This is a genomic window from uncultured Roseibium sp. (assembly GCF_947499295.1).
GTDB lineage: Bacteria > Pseudomonadota > Alphaproteobacteria > Rhizobiales > Stappiaceae > Roseibium.
The window spans coordinates 15,666-31,340 of the sequence record NZ_CANMNP010000009.1 but is presented as its reverse complement, the minus strand read 5'-3'; the positions used below and the strand labels follow the sequence as shown (position 1 = coordinate 31,340).

Sequence of the window (15,675 nt, the reverse complement as noted above, 5' to 3'; positions counted from 1 at the left end):
GCCCAGCCGATGGCCTAGTCGCGGAGCTTAACGATCTTGTCGTTGCCACCACCTGGCCTGTCGTCATCGGGGTTGGTCAGATCGTCGGCGGCGTCACTCGTCGTATCCAAATCCATTGGTTTCAGATCGCCTGAGGCGGGCTCGGTGATGCCGAGTTCGGCTGCAGGATCAAAACCCTCTGTGATGCCGAGTTCTTCTGCCGGGCCTTTGCCCTCCATCGCCATCTGATAGTTGGTGATCACGGACTTGAGCTGAACAATCTGTTCGTTGGCCGTATCCACCTGGATCTTGTAGCGCTGCAGGCGTTTGTTTTCTTCGACGAGGTCTTCCAGATTGTCTGCGAATTTCTGGTTCTGATTCCGCTGGTGGTTCAGGTCTGTCAGCGCAGAATTATAACGCAGATTGAGTTCACGCAGCTTGGCGGTGGTTGCCATCAGCTCGTTGCGGTCCTTCTCGTGGTTCTTCTGCGCACTGTCGAGGAGGTGTTCGATTTCCTGCATCCGTTTCAGGAGATCACGGCTGCGGTCTTTCAGCTGAGTGTTCTCGCGCGCCATTTCCTGCAGGGACTGGGCGCCGATCCGACGTTGAGAGGACAGGTTCTCGATTTCTGCGTTGAGCGCGTAAACCTCGTTGTCGTGCTTGCGCTGTTCTTCCTCTAGCCGGGACTTGGCATAGACCAGTTCCTGATTGGCAACATCGAGATGCGACTTCAGGTCGATGTTGTTGTTGCGGAACTCCACAAGCTCGCGCTTGGCGGATTCCAGTTCACTTGAGGCCTGATTGTTCTTGCGGATCTCGTCTTCTAGCAGCTTCGCGCTTTCCGACAGGTTCTGCTGAAGTTCCTTTTCACGCAGTTTGAACGCCTCAAGGTCGCTTCCAAGGCTCTCGGAATGCTTTTCAAGCGTGTCGTGCTTGGCGTGTAAATCGTTCAGCTGACCGGACAGGTCTGCGACTTGCGCGTTGGCATCCACCAGCTTTGCGCTTTGCTGGCGGTAGTCTTCATTGACCTTTTTGTTGTTGTCGCGAATGGAGACGATGTCATTGCGCGCGGTTTCCAGGGCCGTGCGGGTTTCAGTTGAACGCTTCCTGAGAGAGTGCACTTCTGCCTGAGCGTCTTCCAATTGCGTTGTCAGGGTCTTGATTTTGTGTTCGGCGTCCAGGAGATCGGTCGAAATCTTGGCGTTTTCGGATTTCAGACGAACTTCAGTTTCGACGCTTGTGCGCGAGGCTTCCAGATAATCCGCCATCATGCGGATCGATGTCTGGCTTTCCGCCGCGAAGGCGGCCATCTGATCGAAAGTCTGGTTAAGGCCGCCAACCCGTGTTTTCAGGCCATCAAGCAGGTTCATTTTCTCCTGCATCTTGAGCGCAAAAGGTGAGAGCTGCTCAACGTTGCCGCTTTGACCCGGAGCCGGTGTTGCCTCTTCTACCTGCTGGCTCGTGCTTGATGTCTCGACCCGCTGCTCCTGGTCACTACCAGGGCGCGTGGTTTTCGAGAAAATGCCCATTCCTGTCTCCTGACTTCCGCGCCGGCGCCGCACCGGCGAGATACGCATACCTTAACTCTTTATTAACTCATTTGTCGTGGGCGTTTCAACGACTCACGAGGTCTGAACGCCACAATACATTGCAAAGTGTTACCCCTAAAAGACAGATATCCCCGGCATTTTAACGGAGTTTACCTTTTGGTTAACAAACAGATTGCTGGCTGCACTGTCGAACCTGTCATGTTTACCAGTCGTCGATCCTCACCGGCTTGCCGCCGCCGAAGGCAATTTTGTTGACGCGGCGCTGTGTGCGTGGCGTCCTGTGAGGGATGTTTTTTTGGGGGGACACCGAATGATACGATTGCTGAACCGGGTTTTCCTTGCTGTTGCTTTTGTGAGTGCAGTGGCGTTGCCGCTCGTGCCCGCTGCTGCATATCAGCAACTGCTCACATACCGTATCGCGGGGCAGGACATTCTGGCGATTACGGAAGGTGACCATGTCGATGAAGATCCCTGGGCACTCACGCTGACTGTCGTTCCTTCCGGAGGCATGGGCAATGAAATCCTCATCGAATCCGATGGCGGCCTCGACGAATGCAAGCAGCAGCTTGAGTATGTGAAAGGGTCAACGAGCGATTACATCGAGATTGTCATCGACATGAACGCTCCGACCATGAACGGGGTTCTTGTGATCCAGTGCGCGACCTTTCAGGGCCTTTTCACTTCAGCGCAATGAGGCCGCAGTCCGAATGCGGCCCCTGGAAGGTTCCTGAAACCTGATGTTCAGGCCTCTTTTCAGCCCCCCATTTCGTCGATCGTCCAGCTCAGTGGCCAGCCTTCCGGCGGTCCCGAGACACCGTCGCAGTTGGATTTTTCCTGATATTCCATCAGCGTGTAGTTGCCCGACTCGGCTTCTATCTCATGGCGCTCGAAGGCACCGCAGTCATAGTTCGGAGAGTAATATGTGGTGCCTGTCACCTGACCGGTGCCGGGGTCGAAGAACAGGTTGTTGACGAGCGCATGGTTTGGCTGGTTGAAGTCCGGCGGTGTCTCGAATTCTTTCAGCTCGTCAAGTGACGGGTTAAAGGGAATATGAACCATCATGTAGAAAGGCACATTGGCATCGGCCATCGTGCAGGGGACAACCCAGGTTTCTACGTCGCCCTCGGCGTAATACTGCGCGCCGAAGGCGGGAACAGTTTCTTCAAGAGCGCAGTCAAGCACTCGATAACCGGTCATCTGAACCGAATCCGGCACTTCATTCAGGTTATAGACCTGGCCGACGGGTCCGCTGAGGCCCGCAGTCTGATCTTGCGAGGGCATCACGGGAGGCGGCAAATCGTCGGCAGGGGCAGCGGATGCCGCGTTCGATGCTGCCGAGGCCGTGTCTGTTGCTGCGGCAGCATTGTCACGGGCAGCAGGTTGGCTCGTGGTTGAAGGCGCTGCAGCGATGCCCGTCGCTTTGTCCGACGGCAGACCGCCCCAGGCGACAATGGCGTCCAGTCGGCCGACACGGCCCTGCGCCTCGTCCATTTTCAGGAGGGAATGGGTGATGCCGTTCATCGACACCCAGTAGGTGAGTGTTCCGGTGGAGCCTCCGAATTCGATCTGGATGGCGGCATCTTCACCCAAGCGCAGCTTCTCGATGAGGTCACGATCAGATGCGCCGCCAAAGGTCATTTCGTTGCCCTTGTAGACTTTGTCGACCTTGCCGAAATAGCCGTAATTGTCTTCTTCAAGGCTTTCGATCTCGATGCGGGCCGGCAGGCCAACTTGCAGCTCCGTTGTCGGATCGAAGGTGACATAGACCTGGCTGGCAGGTTTGGCGCCGCGCTCAACCTTCATGCGGAAAGCTTCGCCATTCGAACCTTCACCGCTGGTCACGGCAATACAGTAGTTGTTTTCATCGCAGGATACCGACCATTTGCCGTAGCCGGTTTTGGCCAACTCCGCGAAGGCACCGCCCGTGCCCAAGAGCAATACGCTCAGAGAAAGAAAAAATCTAAACGCCATGTCAGCCCCCTCTGACCAGATCATGCTTTGAAGATGACGAGGTTGCGTGCGTTGTCAATCGATCATTCGGGCAGCAACGTGTGGGAAACAAGCTCGACAACCGGCACGGACGCTGGATCACAACGACTTGCTGTCATCGCCCGCCGGGTTCTTGTCGACGGCAATGCACCTGGATCGGAAGCCTTACAATTTCAGCGTGCGGTCCTATGTCTTCGCCGATGGAGCGCGCAAGATGAGCCAAAGCCCTGCCAGTGAGTTGCCCGATACTTCCCGTCTTTTGCGGACCGAGCAGCGTGGCCTGAGGCTTGCCATCGTCTGCCGGACGCTTGTGGTCGGCGCTGCGTTCCTCTGGGTTGGCTCCTCATGGGTTGCCTTCGGCTTTTATCCCAATCCTCTGGTCTTCGGCGTGTTGGGGATATTCACCGCGGTCGGAATCGCTCATGCTGCTGTGATCGGAACGCGCTTCGACCGCTGGTGGATGAAATACGCGATCTATACGGTCGACATTCTGGGCATCTGTGCGGTCTTTGCATTTCTGCCGCTTGTCCAGGGTGAAACGGTGCCGCAGATCCTCGCATTCAGGGCCTATGGCATCTACTACCTGTTTCCGCTGATTGCCATGGCGACGCTGTCCTTGTCGCCGAAACTGGTGCTCTGGGCCGGCGGTGTCGCCGTGGCGGGTTGGTTCGCAGCTTTTTTCATCGCGATCTCGGACCTGGAGACCACGCTTTCCTGGTCGGACCTGACGCCCGGAGCCACCAAGGCAGACTATGAGGCGCTGTTTCTGTCAGCCAATTTCATCGGGCGCGGCAACCGGATCGAAGAGACCGGTTTTTTGATGATAGCAACGCTCATCCTGGCGCTTGCCGTGCTGCGTGCCCGCCGGGTTTTCATGGCACAGGTCGCTGCCCAGGCGGAGCGCGAGCAGATTGCGGCGACACTCGGCCGTTATGTGCCTGAAGCCATTGCCCAGCGCCTGATCGACGATCCGTCCGCTCTTGTCCCGCAGGAACGTCATGCGGCAATCCTTGTCATGGATATCGCCGGTTTCACGGCTTACTCGGCCGGTCGGCCTCCAACAGAAGTGATTGAAAACCTGAACGACTTCCTGTCCGGATGTGCCGAAGAGGTCAGCCGGCACGACGGGGTCGTCATTCAGTTCACCGGCGACGGTCTGATGGCCTCTTTTGGCGCGCCGATTGACAGCGATCATCCTGAGCAGGATGCGGTTGCCGCAGGCCGCGATTTGCTGCTGTGCGCTAAACAGGCCGGTTTCTCGATCCGTATCGGGCTTGCGGCTGGACCGGTTGCGGCGGGCAGCATCGGTTCATCAGATCGGCAGGCCTTCACCGTTTATGGTGACACGGTCAACCGCGCGGCCCGACTGGAAGCACATGCCAAGGTTCTCGGGCAGTCCGTTCTGATGGATGCCGGTGTTTCCGGGAAACTTGCGGGGGAAACACCCCAGCTGCTTGGACTGCAGCAGCTGCGTGGACTTGCCGATCCTGTCCCGGTTTTCACGCTGCCCTTGAAGGTTTGAGATTGAGTTCCGCTGCGTCAATATGTGCAGCGAACCGGCCAAGGCTGGTATAGTCTGCAAGTGTGGGTGCGTTCGGAAATTGATGAGCCAGCGGGCAACATGCGGTTCAGTCCATACCGAGGGGGAAGTCGATGATCAGAAATGCCGCCGCGGCGATTGCCGGAACTGTCCTGTGCTTGGTGCCACTTACTGCTGCGGCAGAGGGCAAACTGGCTCTGATCATCGGCAACGCCGCCTATGACAATGTCTTGCCGCTGGACAACCCGCCGCGTGATGCGGATCTTGCATCCAGAACCTTCACCGCGCTCGGGTTCGAGACCCGGCTGGTGCTGAATGCGGATGCTTCGGAGATGCGCACTGCGCTTGCCGCATTCCGGCAAGATGCCGTTGATGCCGAGGTGGCGGCGATCTTCTTTGCAGGTCATGGCGTCCAGGCTGACAACGTCAATTACCTGCTTGCGACCGATACGGGCGCTGCCACGCGGGCTGTCTTTGAAGAAACCGCCGTCCGGATGGAAGAATTCCTGGAGGCACTTGCGGCATCGTCCGGTGTCAAGCTGCTGATCGTGGACGCCTGCCGGGACAATCCCTTCGCCACAACACGGTCCCTGGAAAAACTCTTCAATCCGGACGCTTCCGGCCTGTCCAGGGTCAATCATCAGCTCTCTGATCTGATGGTGATCTATTCCGCCCAGCCCAATCATCTGGCTTATGACGGCGATGGGCAGAACAGCCCGTTCATGGAAGCCTTTTCTTCTGTTCTGACTGCTCAGGAAGAAGTGAAACTGACCGAAGCCCTGATCGACATCACCAATTTTGTGCGCACCCGGACGGGTGACAAGCAGCTGCCCTATACTGAAGGCACACTGTCGGTTCATCTCCGCTTGACCCTCGAGCATCCTCTTAAGGCAGCGACGCATTTGGACGAAGGCACCTGCCCCGCAGGCGGCGAGACCATCTCGCTTGATGCGCCGGAGCGTTACCTGGAAACTGACGATGATCTGCAAAGCCTGGTGCTGACCGACCGAGGCAACAGGTTTCTGGAAGTCTGTGTTCTGAACGGAGCGCTTTTGGTGTCCGGTGGCTTCGGCCAGACATACTCTCCGGCAGACCTTCGAAATCCCGACGACGGAGGCGCTGGTTACTATTTCAAGACCGGGGACGGCCACGACGCACATCTTTGGTTCTACGCCGATCCGGCAAACGCCGATGCGACTGTCGAGATCGGTCTCTACGTTGACGGCAAGGAACGGTCGTGGATCACGACCGGGTGGGTGCTGTAAGAGGTTGGTAGAACAACTGTGTCTCATGACTGACCGCGCCTGGTCACGTGAGGTGACTTGGATCCCCGATCAAGTCGGGGATGACGCTGAAGGCAGGGCGAACTTATGCGTCAGACAATGGGTGTCGCCTAAGGCGCGATCCTTGGTTCAATCATTTCCAGAACAGTTGGTAGAGGCAACGTGTTGCCGAACTATTGCCGTCTAGCTGACGATCAAGTTCTCGCAAGATTTAAAGCGTGTACCGGTTCAGCAACGTACCACCGCTAAATCATAAGCTCGTTAGTCCCTCAGACAAAATCAGGTCATCCCCGACTTGATCGGGGATCCAATCCACTTATCAGCCAGCCCGGTTCCTAACGGTTTAGCTCCTCATAGAGGTCTCGCCAGTCTGGATTGAATTCCTCGATTGCCTGGATTTTCCATTCACGTGGCCAGCGCTTGAGACGTTTCTCCCGCGTGATCGCCGTGTTCGGATCTTCAAAGACTTCGTAATAAACCAGCCGCGTCACACCATATCGCCGTGTGAACTTGCTTCCGGTCTTCTGCAGGTGCTCATGGACCCGCCTCCCAAGGTCGTTTGTAATGCCAGTGTAAAGTGTTCCGCGCTGTCGGCTTGCCAGAACATAGACGAAGAAGGCCATGTTGTTTTGTTGCGTGGATCGGATCCCCGATCAAGTCGGGGATGACATTTGAGGGAGGGCAAGGCATTGCATCGAATAAAATGTCTCCCCGAACATGATCCATGGTCCAACTAAATCCCAAGCGTTGACCGAGACTTACTGCCCCGGCCGTCCGCTCTTCTTCGGTCGTCCACGCCTTTTCTTTTCCTCCACCGGGTCTTCGTAAGACCCGGCGCCGATCTTGCCGCGTACCACAGGTTTCGGGTCATCGGAGCCGAGCGGCACTTCGGTGCGGCCGACCGTCATTTCGTCGAGTGTGTTTTTGCGGACTTTGGCGCTTGGGGAGGGCAGGGCGTTCTTTGCTTTCGCAGCTCTTGCCTTGTCGCGGGCCGTTTCCTTTTTCTTGCCGCTGGCACCTTCCTTGGTTCCACCGGCACCGAATTTCTTGTTGCCCTTGTAACCGCCGGTCTTGTCGTTGACGTCGGACTGGCGGGCCATGGCGTCGTCGGCGACAGCGAGTTCGGTTTCCTGTAGCCGTTTGATCTCGTCGCGCAGGCGGGCGGCCGTTTCGAAGTCGAGATCGGCGGCGGCGTCGCGCATCTGTTTTTCCAGATCCTCGATATGGGCCGCCAGATTGTGGCCGACGAGAGAGCCTTCCTCGGCGAAGCCGGCGTCGACCGTGACGTGGTCCTGCTCATAAACACTGTCGAGAATGTCGGCGATGTTGCGCTTGACGCTCTCCGGCGTGATGTTGTGTTCTTCGTTATAGGCGAGCTGCTTTTCACGGCGGCGATTGGTTTCGGCAATGGCCCGGTCCATGGAGCCGGTCATGTGATCGGCATAAAGAATGACCTTGCCGTCGACGTTACGGGCCGCGCGGCCAATGGTCTGGATCAGCGAAGTTTCGGAGCGCAGGAAGCCTTCCTTGTCGGCGTCGAGAATGGCGACGAGTGCACATTCGGGGATGTCGAGGCCTTCGCGCAGAAGGTTGATGCCCACCAGAACATCGAATGCGCCGAGGCGCAGGTCGCGCAAAATTTCAATCCGCTCCAGCGTGTCGATATCCGAATGCATGTAACGCACGCGCACGCCATTCTCGTGCAGATATTCCGTCAGGTCCTCTGCCATGCGCTTGGTCAGCGTCGTCACCAGCGTGCGGTAACCCTTTTGAGCGACCTCGCGCACCTCGCCAAGGAGGTCGTCGACCTGGCTGGTGGCAGGGCGGATCTCCACCGGCGGATCAATCAGGCCGGTTGGCCGGATCACCTGTTCGGCGAAGACACCGCCGGCCTGTTCCATCTCCCAGGACCCGGGCGTCGCGGATACTGCGATGGATTGGGGTCGCATGGCATCCCATTCCTCAAACCGCAAGGGGCGGTTGTCCATGCAGGAGGGCAGGCGGAAGCCATATTCGGCAAGGGTAGCCTTGCGGCGGAAGTCGCCCCGGTACATGGCGCCGATCTGCGGAATGGTGACGTGGCTTTCGTCGGTGAAGACGATGGCATCGTCCGGCAGATATTCGAACAGGGTCGGAGGCGGTTCACCGGGCTTGCGGCCGGTCAGGTAGCGCGAATAGTTCTCGATGCCCTGGCATGAGCCGGTTGCTTCCAGCATTTCCAGGTCGAACATGGTGCGCTGTTCCAGACGCTGCGCTTCCAGAAGCCGGCCATGGGCATTCAGCTCCTCCAGCCGGTGCTTCAGTTCCGCCTTGATCGACTTTACCGCCTGGTTCAGCGTCGGCTTGGGCGTAACATAGTGCGAGTTGGCGTAGATCTTGACGCTTTTCAATTCGCCCGACTTCTTGCCCGTGAGGGGGTCGAACTCAACGATCGATTCAATCTCGTCTCCGAAGAGCGAAATCCGCCAGGCCCGATCTTCATAGTGAGCCGGGAACAGCTCGATCGTGTCGCCGCGCACACGGAAAGTGCCGCGCTGGAAGGCGGCATCGTTGCGCTTGTATTGCAGGGCCACCAGGTCGGCGATCAGCTGGCGCTGATCAAGACGTTCGCCGACCTCGATGGCGAAGGTCATGGCCGTATAGGTTTCTACCGAACCGATACCGTAAATGCAGGAGACCGAGGCGACGATGATAACGTCGTCGCGCTCCAGCAAGGCGCGCGTTGCTGAGTGGCGCATCCGGTCGATCTGCTCGTTGATCGAGCTTTCTTTCTCGATATACGTATCGGTGCGCGGCACATAGGCTTCGGGCTGATAATAATCGTAGTAGGAAACGAAATACTCGACGGCATTGTCGGGAAAGAAAGACTTGAACTCGCCGTAAAGCTGAGCGGCAAGCGTCTTGTTCGGTGCCAGGATCAGGGCGGGACGCTGGGTGCGGGAAATCACCTGGGCCATCGTATAAGTCTTGCCCGATCCGGTGACGCCAAGCAGAACCTGGGTCTGGTCGCCGCCATCCATGCCGCCGACCAATTCTGCAATCGCGGTTGGCTGGTCACCCTTCGGCTCATAGTCCGACTTCAGGACAATGGGAACACCGCCTTCGGATTTCGCCGGGCGGTCGGGCCGGTGCGGCACCCACATTTCGCCATTCTTGTGCAGCGGATTCCCGCTTTCGATCAGCGCGGACAGAGCCTCCACAGTCGCGGTGGCGCCCTGGTTGCCGGTCAGTTCCCCGAATTTGCTTTCTTTCTTTTTCTTCTTGTTGTCTTTCTGATGGTCCTTGAGCTTTTGCTCAAGCTTTTCGGCCTCTTCCAGCGTCATGTCGAGGCCGGCCACCGGGTTCAGGCCACCAGCCGCGCGTTCTCTGACACTGTCGGCCTTGCCGATGGACGTGCCGCGTGCCGACTTGGTCGGTTTTTCGATCTTTCCCTTGGCCTTGGCGCCTTTCGGGGACAGCTTTGCCTTGCGTCCTTCCGCAACATTGCTTGCAACAGCACCGTCACCGCCGGCTCTTTCCCGTTCCCGCGAAGAGGTCCGCGCCGTGCGGCTGATGGTGCCTGGAGCGCCGGGTGCGAGATCCTCAAGATCAGATGGCTTCTTTATCTTCGACTTTGCGCTCGGGGCTGGCTTTGCTGCCTCCTCGGCGACTTCCGCCGCCCAGCTTTCGATTGAGCCGCTGAGGGGTGCACCGCTCAATGGCTTCTGCGGCGCTTCGCCGAAGCCTTCCGGTGTCGCATTTTCGTCTGAGGCGGATTTGGTGGGGCGCTTGCTCATACCGGCCAATATGGTCCGGTTGCGCGTGCGAGGGAAGAGGGCCGTTGCGGTTTTGTTCCGCAAATTCAAACTTCCTGCCACTCTCCTGACAGAATGGTGTCAGGAGGCTTTCAAAGTTGCCCTTGGAGCATCTGTCGTTTTTGCGGCAAGCGCAGATCCAAGAAGGTTTGCTGGCTCCACAACCTCGTTACTACAGGTGGTTGCATAGTTCCAACACTTCTTAAGGTTGCTAACTTTATCTGCCTGTAGTTTACTTTTCTTGCGGATAGGTGCCGTAGGTGCAATCCGATTCGGGGGAGTTTTTGGTCATTTTCAGTGAAGTGAAACCACTGCTTCAGATAAAGCAGTCCTTGCAAGGGCTTTGGGCAACACTTTTTCTTTTGCTGACAGGATGTGCAGGAATACCTGTCGAGACACTGACAACCTACGCGGACGCCTTCGCGCAGGCGAGAGATGCAGGAGATCTGCTTCTGGACGAGATTTCGCCTATCGTCTCGGCCAAAACGTCGACAGCAGGCGATGCCAGATGTGGAACATCCCGTCTCGGATACCCTTTGTGTTTCGATCCGGACACCGCCCGTAGTCAGGACAATGCACGCATCGACGAGGATCCGTCCATCGTTGCCCGCCGTAATGCCCTGGAGGCAATCACACTCTACAACAACATGCTCGTTGATATCGCCGAGGGCAAACGCTCCGAAGAATTCGGCAACCGGATCGACGAGTTGGTGCGGCTGGCAAATTCGGTCGCGGCGATCGGCGTGGTGCCAAGCGGCGGCATGTCGGCCTTGATCCCGCCTTCGGCTTCTTACGCCAAAGATCTTGCCAACCGGCTTGGACAGGCACGCGCGAATGCGACCGTCCGGCAATCGATCCTCAGAAGCAAAGATGACATTCAGGAGCTGATCCAGGCGCTCGCGGACGACACGACGCCGATCTACAACATTTTTCGCAAGGCACGAGAGATCGATCTTTTCAATATACGGGCGGACCGAAGGATCGCGGAACTGTCCGGCGATACAAAAGCTGTCGCCGCGGCTAACAAACGCTTCAGTGCCATCTCGCTCAGTATCAAACGCTTTCATGAAAGCCTGACAGCTTACGTGAACCTGCTTGACCAGACTTCGGAGGCACTGGACGTCCTGGTCGCGGCCGCTGAAACACCCCAGGTAACCGTCGCCAACCTCACCGAGGTCGCGGTTGAGGCCGAGGAAATACGGCGCCGGTCAAACGCATTCTGGGTGTCTATCCGAAAAGTCCGTCTCGCAGCTGCCGGGAGCCAATAAGGCGTCTGGCACCAAGGAGGGTGTTGTGGATTCGTCTGAAGAAGTACTCGCTAAACTCAACGACGATCTGTCTTTGGCCAATCTGTTCGACCTGCTCGACAAGGCGCAAACGATTGAAGAAGTGAATGCGATCCGCGCCTTCGGCAATGAGCTGCTTGAGCGTCGTCTTCTGGAAAGCGTGGAAGGCTTTCGGTCCGGCACACGGCGCTTTTTGAATGTCACCGAGAAAATGCTGGAAGCCATGACCGATCTGGACCGGACGTTTGTTGCAATTTCTCCGGTTCGCAATCCTATTCAGGCTCCGGCACTGTCATCGATTATCGGGCGTCTGGGTGAAGCGCTTCGCCTTTTTCATGATGACGAAGGCATGCGCAAGACACACAATTCCGACCAGGAGGTCGAGGATCTGAACAACGACGAGGACATGATCGCACCGGTCCTTGATCCCGTGAAGATACCCGATGATATCGCCAACTCCGGAATTCTGACCGGACCCAAGACATCGACAAGCCGCAAGTATGAGGAAATTGCGGACGAATATATCCGTTTCTTTGTTTCTTCCGGTTTCAAGAACGACCGTGAAGCGCTGGTCAAAAAATACGCTCTGAAGGCGGTGGCCGAGAAATCGCGCTATGAGGCTGTCGGGAACCCGCTTGGGATCCCCTGGTGGTTCGTCGCAGCGATCCACCTGCTGGAATCGTCCTATAATTTTTCAACACATCTTCACAATGGCGACCCCTTGTCGAACCGTACCTTTCGTGTGCCGTCCGGACGTCCCGCCGCCTGGCTGCCGCCAAACTCCTGGGAGGAGAGCGCAAGGGACGCACTTACGCACCAGAAGCTTGCGGGTCTCTCCGACTGGTCATTGCCAAGAGCACTGTGGCGATGGGAGCGGTACAATGGCTGGGGCTATCGCAAGAAGAGGCTGCCGTCGCCCTATCTCTGGAGCTTTTCGTCCATCTATACGAAAGGCAAGTATGTCGGAGACGGGGTCTTCAACAAATCGGCGGTTTCCAAACAATGCGGTTGTGCGACCTTCCTGAAATTTCTCCATGACCACGGGCATGTGGACCTGAAGCTGGATGTGGTCGGAGAAAACGAACAAGGACAACCGGATTCCGATGCCAATGCGGATGCTGTCGTTGCAGACAACAAGCCCAACATCGATGGTGTCGTGCCACCGGCACACCCCTTTCAGGCATTTTTTGAAGAACGTTTGCCCGAGGTCCGTCATTTCAAATGGCATGAATTTCTGATCAAAGGCGGCTCCCACGGGGCCAACGGCCTCAACACCGACCCACCCCGTGAACTCTGGGAAAATGTTCTTCCTCTTGCCAGAGCTTTAGACGCGTTTCGCGAACAGGTTGGCGTTCCGGTGGTTCTGACCAGCGTCTACCGAAGCCCGAAATACAATTCCAGCATCGGCGGGGCCACACGCAGCCAGCACATGGCCTTTACCGCGGCAGACTTTAAGGTTGTCGGCGGCGGTGCTGGCGTCACCGGCGACTGGGCCAGCCGCATGAAATCACTTCGCTCAAATGGGCTGTTTGAAGGCGGGGTTGGAATTTACCGAAGCTTTGTACACATCGATGTGCGCGGGACGCGCGCCAATTGGGACCAGCGCTGATCCAGCCTTCTGTTAGATGAAGCATCGAAAGCAGACTTTCTTGAGAATTTGTAATGGAGCTGGATCTGGCCAAAACTCTTTCTGTACGTATTCTGAGGACCAGTGTGTGGTCTGGCAAAATGGATCAGGCAGTCAAAAGAGTGTTTCAGGGTAGACCCGGCGAGAGCGATTGAGCGAAATGACGAAAAGCAAGACCAAGCAGATTTCCCGTAGAACCGTTCTGGAGCTGTCGCTTGCCGGAGCTGCCGGCCTGACTGCAGGAACCGGATTGGCGTTCGGTGCCACGGAAGCGGCTGTCTCGCTTGAAACGGAGTTTCGGTCACATTTCGGCCAGTTGGGCTACAAAACGACAGAACCACTCGGACTGCTGACAGGCGATCGCTTCAATGGCGGTCTGCGATATGATGAAACTTTGGAAATTCCTGTTTCCGGCAACAGCCTGGTCGTCCAGCCAGCTGCCAGAATTGACGATGCTGCGCGTCACCAAGAAGCCGGAGTTCTGGCCCTTTTCACGATTTGTGGTCTCCGGCAATCCGAGCCGATTGAGCATCGCAGCCTCTTTGCCAACATGCTGAATTTCCTGGTTGAAAAGGCCAAGCTTGATCCGGCGCGCCTGGTGTTCGTGTCCACTGAGGCCTTCTCTCCATATGCGGAGACAAATGACATGGTTCGGGCTGGTCGTACCCTTTTGCGACCGATGAACGAGGCGAAAGCAGCCGGAGACGGTTCCGGTTTTTTCGCGCCTAAGGATCATCCGGCGGGACCCGGATATCACTCTGTGAGCATTCACTATCCTCTGGCTGCGAGGACAAGCGATGAACTTGTCTATCCTCTCGCAGGGCATCTTGAAATCGCAGATATCGGGATCACGCCGCCCGAGCAGCCGGAAAGCGCACTGGAACTCGGCGGCATCGGTCTGGAACGGCTGGCTTTTGCTGCAACCAGTGTCATGCCCAGTTTTGAGGACAGCCGGCAGGACCTGCTCGACTGCCTGAAAGCGGAAGCCGAACGCGACGGCAAGCCATTGCCCAAAGGCTATGAGATTTTTGCCGCGCGGTAGGGCAGGACGTCAACAATCCGAAATTCCATCACTCGCCGCGCGGATATCTCTGGGTGTCTTCAACGTCGTTGAGATCCATGTGGTTGCGCATGTAGCGCTCTGAGGCTTTTTGAAGGGGCTGGTAGTCCCAAGGGAAATAGGCGCCGTTCCGAAGAGCTTCGTAGACGATCCAGCGTCTGGCCTGGGATTGGCGAATTTCAGCATCGAAGGTTGCCATGTTCCAACCCGTTCTGATGGATTGAGCGAAGCGGGCACTGATATCCGCATGGTCCGGATCCGCGGCGAGATTTTCGAGCTCGTGCGGATCGTTCGACAGGTTGAAAAGCAGCGGCGGATCGAGTTCGCAATGGATGTATTTCCAGTCGCCTTCACGAATGCCGACAAGCGGCGCATAGGAGGCTTCCGCCGCGTATTCCATCAACACCGGTGATGTGCGCTCTGTGCCGCTTGCCAGTGGTACCAGGCTCTCGCCGTCGGTCCAGGGCATGATTTCGGCCATGTCGATGCCGCCGAGGTCACAGACTGTTGGCAGCACGTCAAGTGTGCTGACGGGTGTCTTGATATAGGCGGCAGCAAGGTCCTTGTCGGCGATCATCAGCGGAACGCGTGATGACCCTTCAAAGAAGGACATCTTGAACCAGAGGCCCCGCTCGCCAAGCATGTCGCCGTGGTCGGAGACGAAAAGGATGGTAGTGTCTTGTGCAAGATCCATCGCTTCCAGTGCATGCAGGATTTCGCCGATCTTGTCGTCCAGATAGGAAATATTTGCGAAATAAGCGCGCCGCGATCTACGGATATCGTCTTCGGTGATGGTGAAGCTGCGCCAGTCATTGGCGTCGAAAATGCGTTTGGAATGCGGGTCGTGATCCTCGTAGTTCATCGCAGGAACCGGTGGATGGAGATGCTCACAGTCTTCGTAAAGGTCCCAGTATTTTTTGCGGGCGACATAAGGATCGTGTGGATGGGTGAAGCTGGCCGTCAGGCAGAAGGGCCGGTCATATTTTCCTCGGCCATAGTCGTAGATCTTGCGAACGGCCTGAAACGCGACGTCATCGTCGTATTCCATCTGGTTCGAGATTTCCGCGATCCCTGCACCGGTGACCGAGCCCATATTGTGGTACCACCAGTCGATGCGTTCTCCCGGTTTGCGATAGTCCGGCGTCCAGCCGAAATCCGCCGGATAGATGTCGGTGGTCAGACGTTCTTCAAAACCATGCATCTGATCCGGACCGACAAAGTGCATTTTACCCGAAAGGCAGGTGGTGTATCCGGCCCTGCGCAGGTGATGGGCGTAAGTTGGAATGTCGGATGCGAATTCGGCTGCATTGTCATAAACCCTGGTTCGGCGCGGCAACTGACCGGACATGAAACTTGCGCGTCCCGGCGCGCATAGCGGCGAAGCAGTATAAGCGTTTTCGAACCGGACGGATCTTTCTGCCAGCTTTTTAAGATTTGGAGCATGAAGGAAATCGGCAGGCCCGTCCGGGAAAAGCGTCCCATTCAGTTGGTCAACCATCAGGATCAGGATGTTCTTGCCGCTCATGCCCATTTTCTCTTCTTTCGCCGCTGCCAGGGAGTGTTTCGA

11 protein-coding genes are annotated in these 15,675 nt (G+C 57.0%); 6 read left to right on the top strand and 5 right to left on the bottom strand.

Going from position 1 to position 15,675, the window contains the following annotated elements; translation table 11 throughout:
- Window positions 1-14 precede the first annotated feature (14 nt).
- On the bottom strand, window positions 15-1,508 hold the full coding sequence (locus tag Q0835_RS15155) for a hypothetical protein (protein WP_298962575.1): 1,494 nt from the start codon (window positions 1,506-1,508) through the stop codon (window positions 15-17).
- Window positions 1,509-1,839: 331 nt separating this feature from the next.
- Here Q0835_RS15155 and Q0835_RS15150 point away from each other — a divergent pair, with 331 nt between their 5' ends.
- Entirely contained in the window at window positions 1,840-2,223 is a 384-nt protein-coding gene (locus Q0835_RS15150; protein ID WP_298812365.1) for a hypothetical protein, read from the top strand.
- Window positions 2,224-2,282: 59 nt separating this feature from the next.
- Here the strand turns inward: Q0835_RS15150 and Q0835_RS15145 are convergent, their stop codons facing one another.
- Window positions 2,283-3,500 (bottom strand): DUF1176 domain-containing protein, encoded by a 1,218-nt coding sequence (locus Q0835_RS15145; protein WP_298962572.1) that lies wholly within the window; start codon window positions 3,498-3,500, stop codon window positions 2,283-2,285.
- 232 nt (window positions 3,501-3,732) lie between these two features.
- Between Q0835_RS15145 and Q0835_RS15140 the strand changes: the two genes are divergently transcribed.
- Together Q0835_RS15140 and Q0835_RS15135 are read left to right on the top strand one after the other, a co-directional pair.
- Window positions 3,733-5,040: an adenylate/guanylate cyclase domain-containing protein gene (locus Q0835_RS15140; protein ID WP_298962569.1), complete on the top strand. Its 1,308-nt coding sequence runs from the start codon at window positions 3,733-3,735 to the stop codon at window positions 5,038-5,040.
- A 131-nt stretch (window positions 5,041-5,171) separates the two neighbouring features.
- Window positions 5,172-6,323, top strand: coding sequence for a caspase family protein (locus Q0835_RS15135; RefSeq protein WP_298962567.1), 1,152 nt, complete (start codon window positions 5,172-5,174; stop codon window positions 6,321-6,323).
- A gap of 353 nt (window positions 6,324-6,676) precedes the next feature.
- Here the strand turns inward: Q0835_RS15135 and Q0835_RS15130 are convergent, their stop codons facing one another.
- Both Q0835_RS15130 and uvrB read right to left on the bottom strand, forming a co-directional pair.
- The gene (locus Q0835_RS15130) at window positions 6,677-6,964 is read right to left on the bottom strand and encodes a GIY-YIG nuclease family protein (RefSeq protein ID WP_298962564.1); all 288 of its coding nucleotides are present in this window, start codon (window positions 6,962-6,964) and stop codon (window positions 6,677-6,679) included.
- 135 nt (window positions 6,965-7,099) lie between these two features.
- On the bottom strand, window positions 7,100-10,117 hold the full coding sequence (gene uvrB / locus Q0835_RS15125) for an excinuclease ABC subunit UvrB (RefSeq protein ID WP_298962902.1): 3,018 nt from the start codon (window positions 10,115-10,117) through the stop codon (window positions 7,100-7,102).
- 278 nt (window positions 10,118-10,395) lie between these two features.
- On the opposite strand from uvrB, the gene Q0835_RS15120 reads away from it, so the two are divergent.
- The 3 genes from Q0835_RS15120 (at window position 10,396) to Q0835_RS15110 (ending at window position 14,090) form a co-directional block, all read left to right on the top strand.
- A complete protein-coding gene (locus Q0835_RS15120) occupies window positions 10,396-11,403 on the top strand; it encodes a hypothetical protein (RefSeq protein ID WP_298962561.1) in 1,008 nt (335 codons plus the stop codon).
- A gap of 25 nt (window positions 11,404-11,428) precedes the next feature.
- Window positions 11,429-13,030: a D-Ala-D-Ala carboxypeptidase family metallohydrolase gene (locus Q0835_RS15115; protein WP_298962559.1), complete on the top strand. Its 1,602-nt coding sequence runs from the start codon at window positions 11,429-11,431 to the stop codon at window positions 13,028-13,030.
- A gap of 178 nt (window positions 13,031-13,208) precedes the next feature.
- Window positions 13,209-14,090: a hypothetical protein gene (locus Q0835_RS15110; protein WP_298962557.1), complete on the top strand. Its 882-nt coding sequence runs from the start codon at window positions 13,209-13,211 to the stop codon at window positions 14,088-14,090.
- 28 nt (window positions 14,091-14,118) lie between these two features.
- Here the strand turns inward: Q0835_RS15110 and betC are convergent, their stop codons facing one another.
- Window positions 14,119-15,633 (bottom strand): choline-sulfatase, encoded by a 1,515-nt coding sequence (betC, locus tag Q0835_RS15105; protein WP_298962554.1) that lies wholly within the window; start codon window positions 15,631-15,633, stop codon window positions 14,119-14,121.
- Window positions 15,634-15,675: the final 42 nt, after the last annotated feature.